This is a genomic window from Paraburkholderia sp. 22098, from assembly GCF_052045935.1.
GTDB lineage: Bacteria > Pseudomonadota > Gammaproteobacteria > Burkholderiales > Burkholderiaceae > Paraburkholderia > Paraburkholderia caledonica.
The window spans coordinates 304,825-327,032 of the sequence record NZ_JBQEPV010000006.1; the positions used below are offsets into that span (position 1 = coordinate 304,825).

Below are 22,208 nucleotides of genomic sequence, written 5' to 3' on the forward strand. Positions count from 1 at the left end.
TCACTTCAATTCTTTGACTACGCGAAAGCCATCTTGCGATTGGCGCACACCTGAGCTGTATTTAAAGCGAGTCGCGCTGAGCATGTAGCTGCTGCCTTCCCGCCACGAGCCGCCGCGAATCACGCGCATGTCGCAAGTGGGGCTTTCCCACGCGCGGCCATCCGCGGGTGCGGACTGGTACGAGTTGTGCCAGCAGTCGGCGGTCCATTCCCAGACGCTGCCATTCATGTCGTGCAAGCCATATGGATTGGGCGCAAAAGAACCTGCCGGCTCGGGGCCTTCCTTGTGCCACGGTTCGCCGCAATCCTTGCAGTTTGCGGTGCCCTTGCGCATCTGATCTCCCCACCAGTAAGCGCTTGTCGTGCCGCCACGGTCGGCGTATTCCCACTCCGCTTCAGTGGGCAGACGGTACGGCTTGCCGGTTGTTTTGCTGAGCCACTTTACATACTGCTGCGCGTCATCCCAACTGAGGTCGCGTGCGGGTGCCGTCTTGTTCGCATTCGTTTCGGGAGTGAGTTTCGCACATGCGTTCGCGGCGACGCATGCATTCCACTGCTCGACGGTCACCTCGTACTTGCCGATCGCGAACGGTGCCCCGATCGTCACGTGATGAACGGGTTTCTCCGATGGATCGTCGCTGCTGCTGCCCATTGAGAATGAGCCGGTGGGCAACGCGATCATGATCGGACACGCAGCACAATCGCGGCTTTCGCCTGCGACCGGCGCATGCGCCGCGGGCTTCTGAGCGGTTGACGTGGCAGGCGGCGTTGAAGGTGCCGTAGTGCTCGCAGCGGGCGGCGCAGAAACGGCGCGCTGTCGCTCCGGCGTCACGGTAGCGGAGGGCGCTGCAGGCGTTGAAGGACGCGCGGCTTGCGGTGTCGGTGTAGCAGGTGGCGTTGCCGGTTGCGCGGCGGGCGGCGCGGGGGAGGGTGCTGCAGCGGCCGGTGGTGCGTTCGATGCGGCCGCCCGCAAGCGATCTATGCGGGCATGGGCGAGCGTGGCGAAGCGCCCGTTGGGATAGGCCTTCAAATACGCTTCGTAGTCGCCGGGATAGTTACTGTCTTTGATCGAATTCCAGAACGTGATTTCGTATTGTTCACTGCTGTCTTTTGGGAGAATGCCGCGACTGTGCAGTGTCACGACAGTATCGTCGTGGGTCTCGGCATTCACGACCGGCGCTTTGACCGCGCTGTTTCCTACATCTGCCGATGCCGCCAGCGAGGACGCAATCCACGGGCTCTGCTCGCCACGTGTTATCTGGCGAGTCTCGGACGCGACGTTTGCAAGCAGGCTCATTAGAGGCTGTGCTGGTGCTTCGTCGAGTGTCCGCAGCAATGCCTGTGTGTAAATGCCATGGCGTATGCCGTCCGCCGCAAAACCGCCAGGCGCGGTCGCATAGGCAACGACCGTGTTCGGCGGAAGTGCGGACGCATCCGGTGCAACAGCGGCGGCGAATGGATTGTCGAGACAGGTATCGAGGATTACGAGGTTGAGCTGGCCGTCGCGTGAATGCATTGCTTGCAAGACGTCATTCAGATCGACGGCCTGGCGAAGCAGCGAAGTCGGCGAGCGCGTGTCCAATCCGGCCGGGATCAGCAGTGTCTGCGCGCCGATCCGCATGCCGTGACCGGCGAAATAGAACAGGCCGATACCACCTGCGGACAAACGCTCGCGTAGTTCGCGAATCGACCGCCGCATTGCAGCTGGCGTTGCATTCGAAAGCACGGTCACGTCGAAGCCGAGCGCACGCAATGTTTTGCCGACGGCTCGTGCATCGCGCGGCGCGTTTTGCCTGACGACGTCGCGTGAATTGTCGCCATACTCGCCATTGCCTATCACGAGTGCAATACGTGGCGCGCCAGGATAATCGTGTCCGGATGCGAACGGCGCGATTGCCCGGTCCATCGCACCGGTGCTTTCACGCGGCGCAGCGGCAAATGTATTGCCGCAATCCACCAGAATGGCCCCGGCCATCCACATCAGCAGGAATATTCGCCACATCTTCGGATCCTGTTTGTTCCGGACAGAACATAGGCATTCGCGTACAGCACCGGTCGGCGCTATGCGTCGCCGCCGCACGTACCGCGGACACGTATGGGACGCACGACGCGCTTTGGACCATCCACGTTGCAACGTATCAACAACCATAGCACGCACTTGGCGGGTCACAACCAACACTTCTACCGAGTGCGCTATACGGTTAACGAGTGTGGCGTATCTTTTTGGCAAGTTACGTCCTAAGCTGATTCACAAAGTAACGCGGCACGGTCGTTTTAACTACGCGGCCGCCGCATCGCGTGCGCGCTCGCGAACGCAGCAGAATTGCCCGCACTGCCTCGCGCAGTCGAGGTGGCCACGACCGCTCTTCGGGAGAGTGCGCTATGCGAATAACCAACGTCCCCGCTGTTCTCAACCGGAGTCTGACGGCCGCAACGCGGCTGTGTGCATGGCGAGCGGTTTTGCGCACCGTGCTCGCCGTGATGATCGGCGGTGCGGCGTTGCCCGTCGCCACATTCGGCGCGTCGACTGCATCGCCCGCAGGTGCTGAGGAGTACATCATCTGGCCGCCCGACGGCGCCGTGATTCATGGCGGCAAGCTGTGGGTCCGCATGGGGTTGCGCAACATGGGTGTGTGTCCGAAGGGCGTCGTGTTTCCGAACACCGGGCATCATCATCTACTGATCGACACGGACCTGCCGGCGCTCGACCAGGAGATTCCATCGGACCGCAATCATCTGCATTTCGGCGCGGGTGAAACCGACGCGCGTATCGAGTTGCCACCAGGCAAACACACATTGCAACTGATTCTGGGCGATCACAATCACGTGCCGCACACGCCGCCCGTGTACTCGAAAAAGATCACCATCACCGTGCAAAAAGACTAGCGCGAGCCGCGCGTTCATCGCGGACCGCTCGGAACGGAGAGACGTTCATGTACAAACTCATTGCAGTCGCGGCGCTGGTGGCGTCGGCGACATGGGGCACGGCGGATTTTGCCGTGGCGGGAACCCCGGCGCCTGCGGGCGCTTATGCCTATATCGGCTATCCGAACGATGGTCAGGTGGTGCAAGCCAATAAGCCGTTTCGCGTGTGGTTCGGATTGCGTTACATGGGCGTGGCGCCAAAGGGCGTGAAGTATCCGAACACAGGACACCATCATCTTCTGATCGACACCGACCTGCCGCCGCCGGATCAGGAAATACCCTCGGACCGCAATCACCTGCATTTCGGCGCCGGTGAAACCGAGACGATGATCCAGTTGCCTCCCGGCAAGCATACGTTGCAGCTATTGATGGGCGACGACATGCATGTTCCGCACAACCCGCCGGTGTACTCGAAGAAAATAACCGTCATTGCGCGGTGACGGAGCGGGTGGTGTCACGCGCGGACCAACCATCGCACGCAGGTTGTTGGTTGCAATCCATCATGTCGAGGCAGCCGCGTCTTTGCGGATAGCACTATCGCAAGGCCGCGATTCCCCTGAACGCCTTGCCATAAGCGCCTCGGAAAATCTCTTAGGATCGGAAAGCAAAACTGGCACAGCCTATGCATTAGTGACGCTCGAGTAGACAAGTTGCTCGAACCTAAACCGCAAGACTGCGACTTTCCCTTTCAGGAGATCTGCCATGAACACGCTGATGATCCAGGACCTGTCCATCACCGAACAACTCGACAGCGAGGCAATGAGCGCCGTGCGCGGCGGCACCGGCGTTTTGTATCCGCCGTCATACGTGAACTTCGCACCGTTCTTTGCGCCGGACCACAGCAAGAAGGTCGATGCGACTCAACTGATCAGCACGACGATTAATATTCAGAACGGCAACTGCAACAACGCAGCCTTCGTTACAGACGTCTCGGCCAAAATCGATCCACACGTGACGGCGAGCAACAACATCTACATGTCGTAAGCGGCGCGAGCGGACGCCGACGCCTGCCGTCCCGTGCGCCCGCCGGCATCGATCCTCAAAAGTTTGCGCGTCTAATCGTTCTTTTCACGCGACGCCTCGTTACCGCACATCTCCCGAACCCATGTTCATGCACTGCTTCGATGGTGAAGCGGCGGCGGAGATGCTTTACTTGAAGCGTGCGTTGCGTCGTGCTGTGAAGTGGGCGTCATCGGAGAAAATCGTGTCAGCGTTGCTTGATTCACTGGTCCGTCAGCGCTCGTTCAATCACTACGCCGCGACGTTGCGCGGGCTGTGCGCGGCAACTGTTTGCGCCTTTTCATTGTGCGCATGTGTCGACGTCAGCATGCCGGACTACAAGCGGCCCGATACGCCTGCCAAAGCGTCGTGGTCGGATCAGAAAGGTTCACCGATATCCGCAGCGGCCACCATCGAACCGGAATGGTGGAAGGGCTTCCACGATTCGACTCTGGATTCGCTGATCGACAAAGCCATCAGCGGCAACTTCGATATCAAGGTGCTGGCCGCGCGCATCGACGTGGCCAGCACACAAATAGGCGAAGCCAAAGCCGGCGCGTTGCCGACGATGGACCTCGGTGCCGGCGCAAGCTTTCAAAAGACCACCGGGCAGACTTTCACGAAGCAGTACAACGTTGCGGCGCAGGTTAACTGGGACATCGACATCTGGGGCAAGGTCGAGAAAGGCGTGCAAGCGCAAAAAGCCGAGTTTCATGCGAGCGAAGCCGACTGGCGCGCCGGCTATCTGGAACTGGTGTCGAATGTATCCAGCACCTATTTCCAGCTGCTTCAGTTCGACGACCAGATAGACCAGCAGCAAAGAACACTTGTCACCAACCGCCAAATCCTGACGATCTACGAAGGACAGCGCCGCAGCGGTCTTATCCCGCAGACGCAGGTACTGCGTCAGCAGGCGGAGATCAATCGCCTGACGAATCAATTGCTCGAACTGGGACGCTCGCGCGATCTCGCGAACAACGCGTTGTGTACGCTGATCGGCGTACCTGCAGGCGAGTTTCGTTTGCCTAAGGGCCATTTGCAGCAGCGCGTGCAGTTGCCTGTCGTACCCGACGGCCTGCCTGCGCAACTTCTGGCGCGGCGCCCGGACGTGGTGGCCGCTGAGTTCAGAGTGCTGGAGGCGTACGACCTCGTCGGCGAGGCCAAGCTCGCGCAGTTGCCGACGATCAGCCTGACTGGCCACGGCGGCACGGCGAGTTTTGCTCTTACCGATTTGCTTAAGTCGTTCACATACGGATTCATGCCCAGTATCAACATTCCACTGCTCGACCCCTCGGTACGCGCCCATGTGAAGGTAACGCAGGCGCAATCGACAGTTGCAGAGCAGCAATATCGTGCAACGGTGATGGGCGCATTCGAAGAAGTAGAGAACGCACTGGTCAATCTGAATGCGCATAAGGCGCAGAGAGTTGAATTGCAGCAAGAGGTGGATCGTCTGCAAATCGTGGCTGATCAGATTCAGTCTCAGCTGAGGCTTGGTCTCGTGTCGCAACTGGAAGTGTTCGAAACCGAGCGGACGCTGCTCGAAGCGCAGCAATCTTTGCTGGCTAATCATGAATTGATTCTGTCCGACACAGTACTGCTTTATAAGGCACTCGGCGGCGGGTGGCCCAGTGTCGATGTGCAGGCGCAAGTGAAACAGCAATAAGGCAGCACAACAGAAGTAAAGGAACACTGAGCTAATCCGCAATGTGGCGAGTGCGAGCCTTATCTGGGTTTCACACCGGGCGCCCGCTGGCTTCATAACCAACGACAGGGAATTGACACTCGCGATGCGTGACTTACAATCGTTGAGGAGCCGGCTTTGCAATGGCTCGCTAATAAAAGACCTTCTCGCCGTCGTCCTTCGTGCTGAATCCGCTGCACTCTCGCTGCAGCGGGTAAACGATTAGTGATCCGGATAAAATGGCCGACGGAGAAACACCCATTGCAGAGACACGCGCGACTGTCGAAGCCGCTTTCGACGTGCTGTTGTCTCCGCTTGCATCCGCGCAACGACCTGCGCTGGACACAATCCGGATTGTCGACAACCTGTTCGCAATTGGGCGCAGCGAAGCGCCGTTCACCGATTACCCTGCTGAGCGGATTGCGCGTTTATCGCGCCGTCACGCGCGGGTCTTCGTCGAGCACGGCGCCATTTACGTTGCGGACCTCGAAAGCAAGAATGGCACGACGGTAAACGGCATCGCAGTGCGTCAGACGCCGGCGCGTGTGCGGGCAGGCGACGAACTGTGTTTCGGCGGCGAGTTGTGTTATCGCGTGAGCATTGAACCGCGCGCGCGCATCGTAGCGGCTGGCAGCACCGCACAAGCTCCTGCGTTGTTGCTTGTGCCGCAGCGCGACGATCTCGATCTTCAGCCGATCGAAGTGCAAGCGTTCCCGTTCCTCGTCAGCAAAGCCGATGATGTCTTTTCGCGCTACAAGGACCGCTACCCGCATCAGGTCAATTACATTTCCCGACGACACGCGCATATCTTTCTGAAGGGCTCGGAGCTTTACGTCGAAGATCTGGGCAGCACGAACGGCACATTCGTCGGTGGCAAACGTCTCGACGAATCAGCGCTGCCGCTGGCGGACGGCGACGTCGTTGCATTTGGCGGAGACCACTTCGTCTACAGGGTGACGCTGCAAAAACCGCCCGAAAACGAGCCGACCGTGACGCAATTGCTCCTCAATCCCTCAGTCGACGAAGCCGCGGACCCCGACAAGACAACGTTCGTGGGCGCGGCGAATTCGTTTCTCGACATCTTTTGCGTGGACCCTGCGCGGCAACGCGAGGACGAGATCAACGAGTCTGCACACGCGGCGTCGGCGCAAGCAAAGCGCGCGTCGCCGGGTGGCGGGGCGCCGGTGAGCGTTGCGAAGGGCGCCAATGGCGGCCGCGATGCCGACAGCGGCGTCAATGGATCGGATAACAGCCAAAGCGTGAGCGTCTCCAAGCGCAGGCAGCGTCGCTGGCGACTCGTCGCGAGCGAACTTGGCAAGGCATTTGCAGGTGACGATCGTGCGGGCATGAGGCGCGTCGCCGCGTGGAGTGGCGTGGCCGTCGTGTTTTTCGCAGCCGCGGCGTTGGCACTCTATCTGCGAGGTTCACCCGAGCGCGAGGTCAAAAATCTGCTCGCGAGCGGCGACTACACAAACGCCGTGAAGTCGGCCAAGAGCTATCTGGCGAGCCATCCCGCCGACCCGAAAGTCAGCGCGCTTGCGAGCGAAGCGCTGCTGAAGGCGAAGCTTCCTGGCTGGCTCAATGCACTGCAAAAGGCGCAGTTCGACCAGGCCGACGCAATGCTTGCCGACATGAAGTCGTTGAGCGCGAACAATGCGGATGCTGCGTCGTTGCTCGGCGAACTTCAATGGGTGGGCGATCTGGAGCGTTTCGTGGCGGGGCGAGGCGGCGTCGAAGCGCCGATCCGCATGTACGCGGACGAAGCGACGATAGGCGGCTTGCTGCAGCGTTGGGACGACGATCCCAAGAGCCATCAGCGTGCTCTCGACAGGATCGCGACATACGTACCCGTTTTTTCGGAACCGTACGCGCAGGCCTTGAGCCATCTGCGCAAGCTGGAGAGCGACGATTCGGTCTATCTCGCGGCAATTGAACGGTTAGACGGGATCATTCGCACCGAATTGGCGCGCGATAAACCAGCGGCGCTGCCGCCTGTACTGGATGATTACGCGCAACGCTATCCACGCCTTGCGGGACTCGACCGTGTACGCGACGATCTGCGTCAATACACCGCTTTGCTCGAAGCCGCGCTAGCTCGCAAATTGACCTCACTGCTTTCGCAAATGAAAGCCGCGCGCTTCAGCACACCGCCGTTTCAGGAGCAATACCGGCAACTTGCGGCAACGCGTCTGCCATCGGCAGATGTAATCCAGCGGCTCGACGCGGTGGCCGAAGCGTGGAAGCGCGGCGACGCGCAGCAGGCGCTGGCCGGCTTGCAGTCGATGCCCGCCGGTCCATGGTCGGATATGCTGACCGCCGACCTGACTCGCAAAAAAACGTTGCTCGACCAATACAGCGATTTGCAAAAAACGCGTGGTGGCAAAGATTACGACCAACGTCTGCTGTCGTTCTATGCGAGCCTCGATCCGTCGGCGGATGTGTGGTTCGCGCACTCGATCGAGAAGGACGTCGCCGCGTTGCACGATAAGGCACTGGCGCGTGCGCAAGATCTGATGCTGCGGGCGCAGAGTCTGTGGAAGCAATACCGCGCGAGCGGTTCGATCGGTGGCACACAACGGCTCGAAGCCGGCATCTCGTCGGGATTTCGCAACGAGGCGCGTTTGCTGTCCGACGCTCAAACCGCGGCGCAACAGGGCATGCGTATCTATTCGCAATTAAAGGCGGACCATCCTGCCGACTTTGACCGCCTGCTCGCGGATATCGAAGCCGAAACAAGCTTGCAGCGTCGCTCGCTCACCGAGTTGCGCATGGTGCTGGACCCGGGTCTTCTAAAGGCGAAGCTGGCGTTGATTGGAGGCGAGCAGAGTGAAACGCGACAGTCACCCTAGGCTGCTTTCGGAAGCGCTGGAAGACCACAGCGTCGAAGGTATCGCGATACTGACCGCTGAGCCGGTGCGGCTCGCGCGTGCGCTGATCTGGGCAATGGTCGGCTTGGTGGTGGCGGGACTCCTATGGTCGTTCGTGGGCCGCGCGGATGTGATCGTTAGCGCACAGGGCACGCTATCTCCGGATTCGGAAGTGCGCCGCATTTATGCGCCGATCGACGGCGAGCTGGCCGACCTGTATATCGCCGAGGGGCAGCCCGTGTCGAAGGGCGACGTGCTCGCCCGGCTCAACGCGCGCGGCGCTATCGAGGCCGCGAGCAATGCGTTGCAGGCGCAACTGAAGCTCGAAGACGCGGAGCGCGACTGGAAGCAGTTTCCTCAAAAGAAGGCGCTACTGGAACGAAGAGCCGCCGCGCTAAAGGCGCAAATGGAAGTCGAGGCCCGTCTGCATGAGAATCGCATTTCGGAAGGCACGAGCAAACTCGCGGAGGGGCAGAAAGCCGAACTCGACGAAGCGCGCAGCGTCCTCGATAACGCGCGGCGCGTGCGGGAGGCGGCGCGCCAGGAACTGGACCGCTATTCGCAACTGTTCGCGCAGCCAGGCGGCGGCGGAATAGCCGAACTGCAGGTCGAACAGAAGCGAACCGCTGCGATGGAAGCGGATAACGCCTACCGCGTCGCGCAATCGAAACTTGCCGAACTCGACTTCCGTTTGAGCCACGAATATGCAAAGGCGAATGCGGAACTGGAAACAAGCGGCCAGCAGACCACCGACCTTCAGCTTCAATATGACGCCGCCGTGCGCGACGTCACCGACGTCGAAGACAAGTTGCGGCTGCAACTACAAAGCGCGCGGCTTGTATCCGAAGCTGCTGCGCGGATACGTTTCGAGAACATCGACAAAGACAATTTCCTGCTGATTCTCGCGCCCGTTTCAGGCGTGATTACCGACGTCACGTCGACGCAGCGCGGCGACAAGATTCAGGCGAACTCGCCACTCGGCGGCGTTGCGCCTAAAGACGCGAAGCCCGTGTTGAAGATCGAGATTGCCGAACATGACCGCGCGTTCCTGCACGAAGGCCTGCCGGTCAAGCTCAAGTTCAATGCGTTTCCCTATCAACGTTATGGGTTGATCAGCGGCACGCTTGCTTATATCTCGCCGGCCACCAAGCCTTCATTGCAAGACAAACAGCCGGTTTACGAGGGTCGCGTCACGCTCGATAAAAACTACTACGAGATTGCGGGCACGCGTTATCCATTGCGTTATGGCATGACAGCGAGCGCGGAAATCGTGGTGCGCGAGCGGCGACTAATCGACCTGGGTCTCGATCCGTTCAGACAGTTGGCGGGTTGACCGTGCGGATCACTCATCAACCATGGGAGCGGACAACATGACCGCGATAGTGCGAATCGATGATGAAGTTGTGGATGTCAGCGAATTCATTCGACTTCTGAAACTGACTGGCCAGTTCGAAAGCCTGATTGAGCAGATCGTGCGCGACAAGCTCACCGTGCATGCGGCGAAGAAGCAGGGCCTTGCAGTGAGCGCCGACGAAATCCAGCAGCGCGCCGACCAGTTCCGGCGCGTGCGCGGCTTGCATCGGGCGACCGATATGAACCAGTACCTGGATGTGCTCAACGTGAGCCTCGACGAATTCGAGGCGTTCATCACTGACGGGTTGTATCAGGAAAAGATGCTGGAGGAGGTCGGCAACGAGGCTGCCGTCAGAGACTATTTCGCGCTGAATTCACCGAAGTTCGACGCCATCGAGGTAAGCCATATCGTGCTCGATAGCGAAGGCAAGGCGAAGGAAATGATCTCGTATCTGCGCGACGATCCCGACAGTTTCGCCGATATGGCTCGCGAGCATTCCATTGCCGATACGCGTGAAGCGGGCGGCGTAATAGGCAAAGTACTGCGCGGCTCATTGAAGCCGGATATCGAGGCGAAGATCTTCAATGCGGCGGTGGGTGATTTGCTTGGCCCGTTCCCGTCAGCTGATCGATCGTGCTTTGAAATCTTTGCGGTGACGGCCAAATACCCGGCCACGCTCGACGCCGATGTCGCCGCCGAAGTCAGGCGTCTGCTGCGCGAAAGCTGGCTGATCGCGCGTGCGCAGGAACATGTGATCGAGGCGCGCTAACCGGGCGCAACCTGAAAAGCCGAATCGAGGTCCGCAAGCTTATGGATGCACCCCAGACCGCACCGTCCGCCGCCGAGTTTCTCGCCTCGGTGGAAATACTGTCGCCTTTTTCTCGCGATGAGATCGACCGCCTGGCTGAATATGCGCAGGCGCGCTTCTATTCGTTTGGCGAAACAGTGTGTTCGGCAGGGGAGACCGCCGACGGCTTATACGTGATTCGCTCGGGCTCGGTGCGCATCTTTGTCGAGGAGAACGGCAAGGAAACGAGTATGGGAGTGCGCAAGTCGGGAGAAATTTTCGCCGACATTGCAATGCTGCGTACGTATGTGCATGAAGCCTCGGTGCGGGCGTCGGCGAAGACCGAGCTGCTGTTCATCCCACGCGCAGCAATCGAGCCGGTGATCACGGCCAATCAGGCCGCGCTTGCTTTTGTCGCGAGTTATGTCGCAATCAATTCGGCCGGCGGCTTTGTAGCGCAGTTGTTCGATCTGCGCGGCAAACTGAACAAGGCTGAGCTCGAAGAATACGTGCGCAGTGTGGGTGTCAAACGTGTCGCTGCAGGCAAAGAGATTCTCAAGCAGGAAGCACGCGACGACCGGCGCTTATACGTCGTGCGTCAGGGTGAAGTGCGCATCGTTCGGCATGAGGAAGGGCGCGACTATACGCTCGCCACGCTCGGCGAGGGCGAAATATTCGGCGAGAAAGCGTGCCTGATGCGCCAGGAACAAATGGCCTCCGCGGTTGCGTCCACCGATGCGCGACTGCTGGTGATTCCCGAACGCACCGTTCATTTCATTCTCGAACGCAATCCCAAACTGCGCGAGGTGCTGGACGAGCGTATTCGTTACGTCGACCGTGAGTTACAGCGGCAAAAGCGGCTGGAGCAACGCCGTAAGCTGCCGTTGATGCTCGACCTGCAGAGCAAGGCCGAGTTCGGCGAAAAAATAATCAAGCGTTTTGCGCTGGTCGAACAGGCCGAAGAAATGGATTGCGGCGCGGCGTGCCTCGCAATGATCTGCCGTCACTACAGCATTCCGATGACGCTCGGCAAACTGCGCGAACTCGCCAATGTGACCACGCAGGGCGCGACGCTCGACAGCCTTGCCCGTGCGGGGGAATCGCTCGGTTTCACGGCGCGTGGCGTGCAATGCACGTTCGATTCGTTACGTGGATTCGATCTACCGTTCATTGTGCATTGGGAGGGCTATCACTATGTGGTGGTATATGGGCTCTCCACGGAGTACGTATGGGTCGCGGACCCGGCGCTAGGCTTCCGCAAATTGACGGTTGAGGATTTCGAGCGCGGCTGGAGCGGTACATGCCTGCTCTTTACGGGCGGCCCTCACTTACTGCAAATGTCGGCGTCGCGTTCACCGTGGATTCGTTTTGTCGGCTACCTGAAGCCGTATAAAAAAATTCTCGGTCACCTGTTTCTTGCGACGTTCGTGATTCAGGTACTCGGCGTGATTCCGCCGCTCATCATCCAGAACATTCTGGACGGCGTAATCGTGCACCAGAATGTGAGCTTGCTACATCTGCTGATAGGCGGCCTCATTATCTCCAATGTATTCTCGCAACTCATGTCGTCGATCCGAGCGTACCTTGCCAATTTCATGGTGCGCAATATGGACTTTGCGATGATGTCACAGTTCTTCAAGCACACGATGTCGTTGCCGTTCTCGTTTTTTGCAAAGCGCAAAACCGGCGACATATTCGCGCGTTTCCAGGAGAACCAGACGATTCGTGCATTTCTCACGGAATCCACCGTGACGACAGCGCTGAATCTGCTGATGGTGTTCATCTACTTCACGATCATGTTCGTCTACAACGCGAAGATGACGCTCGTGCTGATCGGCTTCGTCATTCCAATCATGGCGCTCACCGCATTGGCGACGCCTCGAATCAAGAATTATGCGCGCGAGGTTTTCAACGCATCGACGGAATCGAAGTCGTTCCTGATGGAAGCGCTCGCCGGTGTCGAAACGGTCAAAGGCATGGGCATCGAGCGGCCCGTGCGTTTGCGCTGGGAGAAGAAATACGCGAAAGCGCTCGAAGTGCAGTACCGCGCGCACGCTTTCAATATTCTCGTCGGGCTTGGCAGTCAACTGCTGAATGCCGCGACCACGATTGCGATTCTTTGGGTAGGCGCGAATCTCGTGCTCGCGCGCGAGATGACAATCGGTCAATTGATTGCATTCAATGCATTCATGGGAAGCGTGCTCGGCCCCTTGATGGGACTCGTCGGACTATGGAGCATGCTCAATGACGCGGGCGTCGCAATGGAGCGCCTTGGCGATGTGCTCGACATCGAGCCAGAACAGAGGCCGCAGGATCTGCCGTCACGCGTCATGCTGCCCGAACTGCAGGGCGAAATCAGCCTGAGCGGTGTGTACTTCCGCTATGGCGAAAACGATTCCGCTTATGTGTTGGAGAACATCAGTTTCGACATCAAACCCGGCGAACTCGTCGCGATAGTCGGACGCAGCGGTTCGGGCAAAACGACGCTGGCCAAGTTGCTGGTCGGCTTTTACGCGCCGAGCGAGGGGAAGATGTCGATTGACGGTTACGACCTCGGCGTGGTCGACAAAGCCTATTTCCGCGCGCAGATCGGTTATGTGATGCAAAGCAACCTGCTGTTCTCGGGCACGATTGCCGAGAACATAGCAAGCGGCGACGACGCACCCGACCGCCGACGCATCGAGGAAGTCGCCAGAATGGCGGATGCGCATGCGTTCATCAGCAAGATGCCGCTCGGTTATGAGCAGATTGTCGGCGAGCGCGGAATAGGTTTGTCTGGTGGCCAGATCCAGCGTCTGTGCATTGCACGCGCGCTGTATCACGATCCGCGCCTGCTGGTATTCGACGAAGCCACCTCTGCGCTCGATTCGCAGTCGGAGAGCAACATTCTCGGCAATATGCACGACATTCTGAAGGGCCGCACGGCAGTGATCATCGCGCATCGGCTGAGCACCATCATGCGTGCCGACAAGATTCTCGTGCTCTATGAAGGCGCTATCGTCGAACAGGGCCGTCATGAAGAACTGATCCAGCGCGGTGGCATGTACTACCAGCTGGTTCAGAAACAACTGAGTACGTGATGATGAAGATACTCGACCAGATTGAAGACATCAGTCCGGCTATTTCATATGCCGGCCTGATCGAGCGGATCGAGATTCTGCGCTCGACATTGCGGTGGTCGTCGCGGCTGGAGCGCACGGATATCGACAAGCTGCTCAGGCAGGCAACGTCGCTACGCGACGAGGTCATGCAGCTTTCGCATAAGGAGCGCTTTGTGCAAGCCGCGGCGGCAGCAGAGCCTGAACCGCGCGCCGAGCAGTCGCGCGGTGCACGCAGGCAGGCGCTGCTTGAGCGCAGCTTCATTTTCGAGGGTACGTTCGGCGACAATCCGCGTCTGCTCGAGTCGCTCGAAATCGCGGAGAAAGCCGCGCCGACCGACTTGCCCGTTCTGATCGACGGTGAAAGCGGGACCGGTAAGGAGTTGATGGCCAAAGTCATTCACGCGAACGGTTCGCGATCGGATAAGCCGTTTATCTCTGTGAACTGTGGCGCGATTCCTGACAACCTGCTGGAGTCGGAACTGTTCGGTCATCGCAAGGGCGCGTTCACGGGCGCTTCAAACGACCGTAAAGGGAAATTCGAAAGCGCGCATACAGGTACCATTTTTCTCGACGAGATCGGCGAGTTGCCGCTCGCGGGTCAGGTCAAGCTGCTGCGCGTGCTGGAGGCGCACGAGATTCAGCGCGTGGGTTCCGACGAAACCATTGCAGTCGATACGCGCATAGTCGCAGCAACGAATCGCAATCTGCGCAAGCTCAGCGAAGAAGGCAGGTTTCGCGAAGACCTGTTTTATCGGCTTAGCGTCATTCATGTGACGCTGCCGCCGCTGCGCGAACGGCGTGACGAGATTCCGCTGCTGATCGCATGGTTCGGCGACGAGGCGGCCGGCACGCTCAAACGCAGGCCCGTGAGATTAACCCCACGTTTGAGGGACTTTCTGCTGAATTACGGGTATCCCGGCAACATCCGCGAATTGCGCAACGTGATGTATCGCATCTCGTGTCTTGCCGGGGATATGGCGGACATGGATCATTTGCCGACCGATATGCGGCCCGCAGCGCCGGGAACAGTGGCGTTGCAAAGCGGCGCGAACAGCACAGGGCAAGAACAGATCAGCGTGGCGAACCTGATGTCGCTCAGCGATGCAAAGCGCGCCGCAAGCGACGACGCTGAGAAAGCCTTTCTGGAGCGTGGACTGCGCGAAGTGAACGGCACGGTGGCCGAATTGGCGCGGCGCATCGACATGAACCGGTCGCATCTGCAGATGCTGCTGAAGAAGCACGGTCTGCATTCGAAAGACTTCCGCAACCGTAACGTCGTCTCCACGAACAGGAACGGCGCCGCCGAGCATGCAGACCAAGCCGAGGACGACGGCGAAGGCGATACATAACACCGTCAGCCGAAAAAATCGAACGGCGTGCGACTCACGGCCTCAGGGCGCCGGGTTCAGAAGCGTTTTGTCCGCGGCGTGAGGGTCTTCGGCGCGTACCACGACCGCAGTGATGTTGTCGCGGCCGCCGCGCTCCAGGGCGAGGCTCACCAGTTGATCGGGCGCGTTGCCGTGTGCTGCCGTAGACAACACAGATAGCATGTCGTCTTCGCCGATCTCGTTGCTCAGGCCGTCGCTGCAAAGCAGAAAGATGTCGCCGTCCGCAACTTCGATTGCGTCGTCGTCGAGTTCGAGCAGATCCGTCGCACCCACGGCCCGCGTAATCATGTGCTGCGCGGGATGATGCCGCGCTTCTTCGTCGGTAATCACGCCAAGCGACTTGAGCGCTTCGACCTGACTGTGATCGCGCGTGAGCTGGCGCAACTGTCCGTCACGAAGGAGGTAGAGGCGGCTGTCGCCGGCCCATACATAACCGCAGAAGCGATCGCAGGCGAGCAGCGCGACGACCGTGCTGCCAATGCGTTGCACCTGGCGGCGCGCGGCCTCTTCTCTCAACAGACGATTAGCAGCCTGCAAATGAGCGCGCGCGTCGGCCAGGAACGCTTTCATGCTGACGGGCGCGGCGAGCCGTTTCAATTCGTCGATGACGATGCGGCTCGCGACGTCGCCGACCGCGTGTCCGCCCATGCCGTCGGCGACTGCCCAGCGTCCGAGTTCGGACTGGTCGAGGCAGGCGTCTTCGTTGATTTCACGCACGCGCCCCGCGTCGGAGCGCGCGGACGACGTCCATCGGAATAGGCTCGCACAAGTCACAACGGCTACACCATATCGTTTCTGCTGCGTGCGTCGGGAGAGACACTGATGTTCGAGTTGGCGCCTGTATTGCGCACATCGACCGACTGGAACTGGTTGATCATCTGGTTAGCATAGAAGTTGTTGGAAACCTCGTATAGGTTCACGACCGGTCCAATGCTCGGCGTTTCCCGCACATACGGTTGAATCCAGCCATACACCCAGGGCGCTCCACCGCCGCCGCGAATGGCCGCCATTGCTTTGCGGTCGAGTGCGAGGTTGAGTGAAAGATCGTTCACAGAAATAGAAGCCATGTCGTTCTCCGGTTGGCCGCGTGCGCAACGCGCGCGGTTTTAATGGATCTGGACAAGGATCGTGCAAGTGCTATGCCAATCGCTGCATGACGCCCCGCGGTTTGGCTCACAGCGTTGACCGGCTGGCGATTCCGCTCATTCGGGCATTGTTTCAGCGGTGCACTGTTGATCGATAGGTCGGCGCCTATCCAACAGACACGCTTGCGAACCGGTGTAGCGCCCAACACATTCCTGGCGAGTCGACAACAACCCATCTGCAGCGTGAATCGCCATTCTGGCTGTGGCAAAAAGAGCGCCGCGCGCCAACACATCAACGCATATTCTGTCGCTCGGCGGCCCACAGTTTTCCTCGTCGAAGAAGTGGCACTCGGCGGAAAGCCATATGAATAAAGGCTTTTGCGCACATGGCCCGGATGATGCAAAAGACCTCGCAACAGTGTTGGAAACCGAGCGAGGCCAGCCATGAACACGATCCAACTTAAGACGAGCGACACCCGCGACGATTGCATGTCCACGATCGACTTGCCCATCGGCTCGCATCTCGTGTCAGCCCGCTGCGGTTATGAGCATCACGGCATCTACGTGGGCAATGGCCGTGTGGTTCATTACGCAGGCTTCGCCGGTTCGGTGCATCGCGGACCGGTCGAAGAAGTCGACCTCGATCGCTTCGCGGCAGGACATCCACTCTCGGTTCGCGCGACTCCCCATGCACGCTATATCGGCGACGAAGCGGTGCGCCGCGCGCGCTCACGGCTCGGCGAAAACCACTACCGGCTGCTGACCAACAACTGCGAGCACTTTTGCGCGTGGGTGCTGCTCGGCGAAAGCCGCAGTGAACAGGTGCATTGCAGCTTGCGCCATCCGCGTACCGGCATGCATGTGCTGATTTGCCTCGTGAAGGCTTTCGTCGAAAGCGGCGCCACCGGCGCAAACAGCGGACAGCTCGCCGCATAGCTCGCGTGAGCTATCGGATCGACCTCGGGTATTCAAGTGAAGGAATGAAGGAGAACCATCATGGCAACCGCTGAAAAGACCTTGCACTGGGCCGTCGACAAATGGCTCGCACCGACTCCGTCAATGCCCGCACGTGTCGTGGAGTTTTGCCACCGCGCTTCGCATCAACGGTTCGTTCGTGTTGAAGCACTGCGCCCGTCCGGCCTGTTGTCCATCTTCTTCTTCCGTCACGACGATGGCTCATGGAACGTGTTTCCGCCGCAAGCAGAGCGCCCCGCGATGAACGGTCATCGTCGCACCGGGCTTTGCTAACGCGGCATGTGTGCAGCCGCTTCCTTGATGAGCCACTGGCTGAACAGCAGCATTGCGGGTGTCATCGCCTTGCCCTTTAGCCATGTGAGCCAGTAACTGCCTGCCTGCACTTCGACCTCGAAGGGCCGCACGAGGCGGCCCGTGTTGATCTCGCGATCGAACATCAGCGCGGGCGCGAGCGCAATGCCTGCGCCTTGCATGGCCGCTTCGACCATCAGCCGTGACGAATCGAACACCGGTCCGCGGATTGGACGCGGCGCAATACCGGCGGCTGCGAACCAGTTGATCCAGTCATCTGCGCGATACGAACGCAACAGCGTTTCGTCGACGAGATCTGCGGGCGTGGACAATCTCGCAGCAATCTCGGGCGTGCATAGCAGCGCGAGCGGCGCGTCGAGCAGGCGTGTAGCGAGTGAGCCGGGCCACGTGCCGTCGCCGAAGCGGATCGCGAAGTCGAGCCCCTCAGTGGCGAGATCCACGAGATTGTTATTGGTCAGAAGCCGCAGCTCGACAAAGGGATGTGCATCGCGAAACGATTTGAGCCGCGGCATCAGCCAACCGACTGCGAATGTGCCGACCACACCGACCGTCAGTACTTCATGAAAGTGACCGCCTTCGAATTGCTTGAGCACCGCCTCGATGCGATCGAATGCGTCGGTGAGCACGGGGCGCAGTGCGAGACCTTCATCGGTCATCGCAAGGCCGCGTGGCAGGCGCTTGAATAGCGCGGTGCCAAGACGCTCTTCAAGCGTTCTGACCTGCTGGCTGACGGCGGCCTGCGTGACGTTCAATTCGAGCGCCGCGCGGGTGAAGCTCAGGTGCCGCGCGGACGATTCGAAGGCGCGCAGCGCATTGAGCGGAAGATAAGGTCTCATAGCCGAGGCATAAGTTTTTCTTGTGAGTGCACTAACTTATCATCGTTTGTCAGTGAAAGCTGGAAAACCGATAGTTGCGGCTTCACACAAGGAGCTGCAATGGTCACGAGAAGAAAATTTGCGCGCACGATTCTGGGCGTTTCGATAGTTGGCGTTGGTGGCTTTGCTGGCGCCGTGTTCCGAAGCGGCGATGCATGGGGCAAAGACGCCGGACCGGCCAAGCGCACCACGTCGGCAACGCCGCGGCAAGAGTTGGCAAAGGCCGATACGATCCGCGCGCGGCTGCGGGAGATCGAAGCAGATAGCGGCGGACGGCTCGGTGTCGCGATCGTCGACACGACATCGGGCCTGCACGCCGGCTTACATGCGGACGAACGCTTTCCGATGTGCAGCACGTTCAAACTGCTCGTTGCGGGCGCGATATTGGCGAGGCTGGATCGCGGCGAGGAAGACTTGCAGCGACGCATCGTCTACTCGCAAAGCGAGCTTGTGCCGAACTCGCCGGCAACATCGAAGCACACGCGCGAGCGCACCGGCAACACGGGAATGAGCGTCGGCGATCTGTGCAAGGCGGCGATCACGCTCAGCGATAACACGGCCGCTAACCTGTTGCTGGCGAGCTTTGGCGGTCCTGCCGCCTTGACCGAATTTGCGCGCAGTCTGGGTGACGGCATCACGCGTCTGGACCGGATCGAGCCCACGCTTAACGAGGGGACGCCCGGCGATCCGCGCGACACTACGACACCGAACGCAATGCTCGGCAATCTGCGTGAGTTGGTGCTCGGCGAGCATTTGACTTCGTCGTCGCGAGCGCAATTGCTTGCGTGGCTCGCGGCCAATGAGACCGGCGGCGAGCGGATTCGCGCAAAACTGCCGAAGGACTGGGGCGTTGGCGATAAGACCGGCACAGGCGATCACGGCACGGCCAACGACGTGGCGATCGTGTGGCCGCCCGGCCGCGGTCCCATTCTCGTCGCGGTCTATCTGACGGAAACGGCAGGCGACGCGGTGCGTTGCAATGCGGCTATTGCGAGCGTCGGCGCGTTAGTGGCGCAGTCGGTTTAACGGCTGCGCCAACGGCCTGTGCTTTTACCCTGAAACGCGCTTGAGCATGGTCAGCAGCGCGTCGAATGAAATCGGCTTGCGCGCGTACTGTATAGAAGGGTTCTGCTGCGCGGGAATGTCGGCGGCCGCGCTGCAGAGAATCACCGGAATGGTGCGCAGGTCCGGATCGGCGTAAAGCGCTGCGCAAAGCTCCAGGCCTGACATGACCGGCATCATGCAGTCCGACACAATGACGTCCGGCCGGGTCTTGCGTATCTGATCGAGCGCGGCCGCGCCATTCGATGCGGTCAGCACCGTATAGCCGTGACGTTCGAGCAGCAGCCGCCATACAGTGAGGATGTCGAATTCGTCATCCACAACCAGAATGGTTTTCATGGGGCTACGCCGGTCGCCGCGACTGCAACGTCGCGGACAAGCCTGTGGCCGAAGAAACTGCGACGCTAAACGGACTTTCAATAACATCCAGCCCGTGTGAGGAGATTACGAGCTCATGGGTATACGGATCATGCGCGCTCTCCCGCTGCTTGACGATTGAGATTGCACGCCGCAGTCCTGCTTCGGTTTCCGCGTAGCGCAACAAGACGAGATTTTCTGTAAGTGCCGATACACGCGTGCTTCGAGAATTGCCGTGGTCTGGATAGAGCGGCATTTCTTCGGTGATGAGCGCCGTGATGCCGGCTTCGCGCAACTGATGCAGCAATGCGTTCAGGAATAGCCCAAAGCGCTCGACGCGCAACGCGGAATCACGGAACCCCTCCACGCCGTCGATCACCATGCGCGTTGCCCCGATTTCTCTCGCCGTGGCAAGCGCGTTAGCGGCGATCTCGTCGACGGCAAGTTCAATGGCCGGCTGCCATTGAATGGCAAGACGACCGTCCTGGTACGCGTCGTTGAGAGGTATCGAAACGGCTTCTGCTTTACCGAGCAGTCGTTGCGGTCCTTCGTACGAGCCGAGATAGAGGCAGCGTTCGCCGTTCGCGACACCTGCGGCAAGGAATTGCAGGCAAAGCATGGTTTTGCCGACACCCGACGGCCCGATCAACGTCGTAGTCGAGCCTTGTGACAGACCGCCGCCGAACATGATGTCGAGATGCGGCAAGCCGAAGCTGATCCGCGTTTTCAGATCCACCGGTCCGCTCGACGGCGCGCACTGCGATTCGAGACGCGGATACATGAGGAGCCCGCTCTCCGCGATGCGAAAGTAGTGCTTGCCCATCAGGTGATTGCGCGCGCGCAGCTTGTGGACTTCGATTTCGCGGGCGCGGCGCATACCGTCGCTGAAGCGGTTCAGTTCGATCAGTCCGTCGACCAGCGTGTGCTCAGGATGCGGCTCGTTGCCGGACAGCGGCGCGAGGAGCAGCGTCGTGCAGTCCATTGCTGCGACGAGCGCATTGAGTTCGTGAATGAACTTGGACAACGACAGTTCGGTTTCGCTGAATTCGCGCGCGCTCCGAAAGCCGTCGATGATCATGAGGCTCGGCCGGTAATCGTAGATGCTCGACGCAATCAGTTTCAGGAAGCCGTCCAGACCGTCCTGCATGAGTTCGTGATAACCGGAAACGAAAAGCATCTGCTGCGCGACTGCGTTTTCGTCGAAGAAAGTCAGGCGCTTCAGGTGTGCGAGCAACTTGTCGTGCGATTCAGCGATCAAGGTCATGTACAGCACCTTCTCGCCCCGGCTTACGCGATGAAAGCCGATCTGGCTGGATAGAATCGTCTTGCCTGCGCCGGCCATGCCTTCGAGAAGATAGACGCCGCCCCGGACCAGCCCGCCGCCAAGAATCTCGTCGAGACCGGGCACGCCCGTGTCAACGTTGGCGCGAAGAGAGGTCTGCGATTCGTGAATAGTCATTATGGTGTGCGTTGAAGTACAAACACAGGCGATTCGCTGACGTCCGCCCGCAACCTGAACTAACCTCGTGAGCAATGTGCGTTCCCGGTATTGCCCGGCGAAAACGCATAAGGAGAATGGCTGACCGCGATTCTACGTGTCCGTTGAGCGCTTGACCACGGCCATATTGGTGCAATGTCAGAGGACAAGTGAGCCGAACGCGCTCCGATACGAACGCAGCGCAGCCAACCGAAAATGAAAAAGTTATTCTGCGCGGCGCCCAAAGTACAAAACAGGTACGTCCAAAGCTACTTAACCGCACGGCATTTCTCTACCGGCGAGCGAGTGGCCAGACATGCCAATGCCACGCTTCGCGCGTTCCTTCGCGCGTTCCGCGTTCCTTCGCGCGTTCATTAGCGAGCGGCTATATTAGCTATCCTTAACAAATGTTTTCCCTGACAGACGATGCTATCCGCGCAGGTTTCGGACGAAGGTTTCGAGGTGGCGCTGCACCGTGCCGGCCGCTTCGAATTCGATACCTTCGAGCATCTGCTTTTCAATCGTTCTAACCGCCTGCTCGCACTGACGCAGTACGGCCCGTCCCTCGTCGGTTAATTGCAGCAGCACGATGCGACCGTGCGTGGGGTCCGGCTCGCGGCTCACCCAGTTACGGCTCGCCATTGCGTTCATCACCTCGTTGGCAGACTGAGGCGTGATGAACGAGCGTTCGGCAAGCTGCGCGTTCGACGCCTGCCCCTTTGCTTCGAGAACGGACAGTGCGGTGAATTGCGCGAGCGTCAAGCCGAGCGGCGCAAGCGCTTCGCTCATACGGCGCCGCAGGATGCGGTCGAGACTGCCTATCACATAGGTCAGGCGCAGGGCGGGCCGGCGAGTACGCGTAGTGGCGGCTTCAAGAGTCGGATTCTGATTTTTGCTCATTGTCGGCACGAGATTCAGGCTATCCCGCATCTTATCGCGGCTTGCCGTATACAATTCGGCA

At 59.7% G+C, this 22,208-nt stretch carries 19 protein-coding genes; 12 read left to right on the plus strand and 7 right to left on the minus strand.

Translation table 11 applies throughout. The features are described from left to right. The gene (locus ACTJLB_RS15345) at window positions 1-2,001 is read right to left on the minus strand and encodes an SUMF1/EgtB/PvdO family nonheme iron enzyme (RefSeq protein ID WP_440783756.1); all 2,001 of its coding nucleotides are present in this window, start codon (window positions 1,999-2,001) and stop codon (window positions 1-3) included. 380 nt (window positions 2,002-2,381) lie between these two features. On the opposite strand from ACTJLB_RS15345, the gene ACTJLB_RS15350 reads away from it, so the two are divergent. The 9 genes from ACTJLB_RS15350 (at window position 2,382) to ACTJLB_RS15390 (ending at window position 15,065) form a co-directional block, all read left to right on the plus strand. Next, on the plus strand, window positions 2,382-2,885 hold the full coding sequence (locus ACTJLB_RS15350; RefSeq protein ID WP_440783757.1) for a DUF4399 domain-containing protein: 504 nt from the start codon (window positions 2,382-2,384) through the stop codon (window positions 2,883-2,885). Between the two features lie 47 nt (window positions 2,886-2,932). Beyond that, window positions 2,933-3,364 carry a DUF4399 domain-containing protein gene (locus ACTJLB_RS15355; RefSeq protein WP_020068833.1) on the plus strand — a complete coding sequence of 144 codons (432 nt, stop codon included), beginning with the start codon at window positions 2,933-2,935 and terminating at the stop codon, window positions 3,362-3,364. 262 nt (window positions 3,365-3,626) lie between these two features. Continuing rightward, window positions 3,627-3,908 carry a hypothetical protein gene (locus tag ACTJLB_RS15360; protein WP_440783758.1) on the plus strand — a complete coding sequence of 94 codons (282 nt, stop codon included), beginning with the start codon at window positions 3,627-3,629 and terminating at the stop codon, window positions 3,906-3,908. A gap of 160 nt (window positions 3,909-4,068) precedes the next feature. Then, window positions 4,069-5,589: an efflux transporter outer membrane subunit gene (locus tag ACTJLB_RS15365; protein WP_408164568.1), complete on the plus strand. Its 1,521-nt coding sequence runs from the start codon at window positions 4,069-4,071 to the stop codon at window positions 5,587-5,589. Window positions 5,590-5,846: 257 nt separating this feature from the next. Beyond that, a complete protein-coding gene (locus tag ACTJLB_RS15370; RefSeq protein WP_440783759.1) occupies window positions 5,847-8,456 on the plus strand; it encodes an FHA domain-containing protein in 2,610 nt (869 codons plus the stop codon). Then, window positions 8,434-9,807 carry an HlyD family efflux transporter periplasmic adaptor subunit gene (locus tag ACTJLB_RS15375; RefSeq protein ID WP_020068837.1) on the plus strand — a complete coding sequence of 458 codons (1,374 nt, stop codon included), beginning with the start codon at window positions 8,434-8,436 and terminating at the stop codon, window positions 9,805-9,807. Before ACTJLB_RS15370 ends, ACTJLB_RS15375 begins: the two co-directional genes overlap by 23 nt. Window positions 9,808-9,844: 37 nt before the next feature. Beyond that, a complete protein-coding gene (locus ACTJLB_RS15380; RefSeq protein ID WP_408164566.1) occupies window positions 9,845-10,597 on the plus strand; it encodes a peptidylprolyl isomerase in 753 nt (250 codons plus the stop codon). 41 nt (window positions 10,598-10,638) lie between these two features. Continuing rightward, entirely contained in the window at window positions 10,639-13,695 is a 3,057-nt protein-coding gene (locus ACTJLB_RS15385) for a peptidase domain-containing ABC transporter (RefSeq protein ID WP_440783760.1), read from the plus strand. Next, window positions 13,695-15,065: a sigma-54 interaction domain-containing protein gene (locus ACTJLB_RS15390; protein WP_440783761.1), complete on the plus strand. Its 1,371-nt coding sequence runs from the start codon at window positions 13,695-13,697 to the stop codon at window positions 15,063-15,065. The genes ACTJLB_RS15385 and ACTJLB_RS15390 overlap by 1 nt, the downstream gene beginning before the upstream one ends. 42 nt (window positions 15,066-15,107) lie before the next feature. Here the strand turns inward: ACTJLB_RS15390 and ACTJLB_RS15395 are convergent, their stop codons facing one another. After that, window positions 15,108-15,878 carry a PP2C family protein-serine/threonine phosphatase gene (locus tag ACTJLB_RS15395; protein ID WP_027804765.1) on the minus strand — a complete coding sequence of 257 codons (771 nt, stop codon included), beginning with the start codon at window positions 15,876-15,878 and terminating at the stop codon, window positions 15,108-15,110. A gap of 5 nt (window positions 15,879-15,883) precedes the next feature. Continuing rightward, entirely contained in the window at window positions 15,884-16,171 is a 288-nt protein-coding gene (locus ACTJLB_RS15400) for a hypothetical protein (protein WP_013342362.1), read from the minus strand. A gap of 462 nt (window positions 16,172-16,633) precedes the next feature. Between ACTJLB_RS15400 and ACTJLB_RS15405 the strand changes: the two genes are divergently transcribed. Both ACTJLB_RS15405 and ACTJLB_RS15410 read left to right on the plus strand, forming a co-directional pair. Beyond that, on the plus strand, window positions 16,634-17,125 hold the full coding sequence (locus ACTJLB_RS15405) for a lecithin retinol acyltransferase family protein (RefSeq protein WP_440783762.1): 492 nt from the start codon (window positions 16,634-16,636) through the stop codon (window positions 17,123-17,125). Between the two features lie 60 nt (window positions 17,126-17,185). Further along, window positions 17,186-17,437: a hypothetical protein gene (locus ACTJLB_RS15410; protein ID WP_020068843.1), complete on the plus strand. Its 252-nt coding sequence runs from the start codon at window positions 17,186-17,188 to the stop codon at window positions 17,435-17,437. Here the strand turns inward: ACTJLB_RS15410 and ACTJLB_RS15415 are convergent. Continuing rightward, on the minus strand, window positions 17,434-18,312 hold the full coding sequence (locus ACTJLB_RS15415; protein WP_408130372.1) for a LysR family transcriptional regulator: 879 nt from the start codon (window positions 18,310-18,312) through the stop codon (window positions 17,434-17,436). The two genes, ACTJLB_RS15410 and ACTJLB_RS15415, sit on opposite strands and share 4 nt — an antisense overlap. A gap of 99 nt (window positions 18,313-18,411) precedes the next feature. Here ACTJLB_RS15415 and bla point away from each other — a divergent pair, with 99 nt between their 5' ends. Further along, window positions 18,412-19,377: a class A beta-lactamase gene (gene bla / locus ACTJLB_RS15420; RefSeq protein WP_440783763.1), complete on the plus strand. Its 966-nt coding sequence runs from the start codon at window positions 18,412-18,414 to the stop codon at window positions 19,375-19,377. A 24-nt stretch (window positions 19,378-19,401) separates the two neighbouring features. Here the strand turns inward: bla and ACTJLB_RS15425 are convergent, their stop codons facing one another. The 3 genes from ACTJLB_RS15425 to ACTJLB_RS15435 form a co-directional block, all read right to left on the minus strand. Continuing rightward, window positions 19,402-19,752 (minus strand): response regulator, encoded by a 351-nt coding sequence (locus ACTJLB_RS15425; protein WP_020068846.1) that lies wholly within the window; start codon window positions 19,750-19,752, stop codon window positions 19,402-19,404. A gap of 4 nt (window positions 19,753-19,756) precedes the next feature. Next, a complete protein-coding gene (locus ACTJLB_RS15430) occupies window positions 19,757-21,229 on the minus strand; it encodes an RAD55 family ATPase (RefSeq protein ID WP_440783764.1) in 1,473 nt (490 codons plus the stop codon). 447 nt (window positions 21,230-21,676) lie between these two features. After that, on the minus strand, window positions 21,677-22,177 hold the full coding sequence (locus ACTJLB_RS15435) for a MarR family winged helix-turn-helix transcriptional regulator (protein WP_440783765.1): 501 nt from the start codon (window positions 22,175-22,177) through the stop codon (window positions 21,677-21,679). Window positions 22,178-22,208 lie beyond the last annotated feature (31 nt).

Bases quoted from the DNA above. Each gene is read 5' to 3' on its own strand.
- ACTJLB_RS15345 (WP_440783756.1), bottom strand. From the start codon at position 2,001: ATGTGGCGAATATTCCTGCTGATGTGGATGGCCGGGGCCATTCTGGTG.
- ACTJLB_RS15350 (WP_440783757.1), top strand. From the start codon at position 2,382: ATGCGAATAACCAACGTCCCCGCTGTTCTCAACCGGAGTCTGACGGCC.
- ACTJLB_RS15355 (WP_020068833.1), top strand. From the start codon at position 2,933: ATGTACAAACTCATTGCAGTCGCGGCGCTGGTGGCGTCGGCGACATGG.
- ACTJLB_RS15360 (WP_440783758.1), top strand. From the start codon at position 3,627: ATGAACACGCTGATGATCCAGGACCTGTCCATCACCGAACAACTCGAC.
- ACTJLB_RS15365 (WP_408164568.1), top strand. From the start codon at position 4,069: ATGCTTTACTTGAAGCGTGCGTTGCGTCGTGCTGTGAAGTGGGCGTCA.
- ACTJLB_RS15370 (WP_440783759.1), top strand. From the start codon at position 5,847: ATGGCCGACGGAGAAACACCCATTGCAGAGACACGCGCGACTGTCGAA.
- ACTJLB_RS15380 (WP_408164566.1), top strand. From the start codon at position 9,845: ATGACCGCGATAGTGCGAATCGATGATGAAGTTGTGGATGTCAGCGAA.
- ACTJLB_RS15385 (WP_440783760.1), top strand. From the start codon at position 10,639: ATGGATGCACCCCAGACCGCACCGTCCGCCGCCGAGTTTCTCGCCTCG.
- ACTJLB_RS15390 (WP_440783761.1), top strand. From the start codon at position 13,695: ATGATGAAGATACTCGACCAGATTGAAGACATCAGTCCGGCTATTTCA.
- ACTJLB_RS15400 (WP_013342362.1), bottom strand. From the start codon at position 16,171: ATGGCTTCTATTTCTGTGAACGATCTTTCACTCAACCTCGCACTCGAC.
- ACTJLB_RS15405 (WP_440783762.1), top strand. From the start codon at position 16,634: ATGAACACGATCCAACTTAAGACGAGCGACACCCGCGACGATTGCATG.
- ACTJLB_RS15410 (WP_020068843.1), top strand. From the start codon at position 17,186: ATGGCAACCGCTGAAAAGACCTTGCACTGGGCCGTCGACAAATGGCTC.
- ACTJLB_RS15415 (WP_408130372.1), bottom strand. From the start codon at position 18,312: ATGAGACCTTATCTTCCGCTCAATGCGCTGCGCGCCTTCGAATCGTCC.
- bla (WP_440783763.1), top strand. From the start codon at position 18,412: ATGGTCACGAGAAGAAAATTTGCGCGCACGATTCTGGGCGTTTCGATA.
- ACTJLB_RS15425 (WP_020068846.1), bottom strand. From the start codon at position 19,752: ATGAAAACCATTCTGGTTGTGGATGACGAATTCGACATCCTCACTGTA.
- ACTJLB_RS15430 (WP_440783764.1), bottom strand. From the start codon at position 21,229: ATGACTATTCACGAATCGCAGACCTCTCTTCGCGCCAACGTTGACACG.
- ACTJLB_RS15435 (WP_440783765.1), bottom strand. From the start codon at position 22,177: ATGCGGGATAGCCTGAATCTCGTGCCGACAATGAGCAAAAATCAGAAT.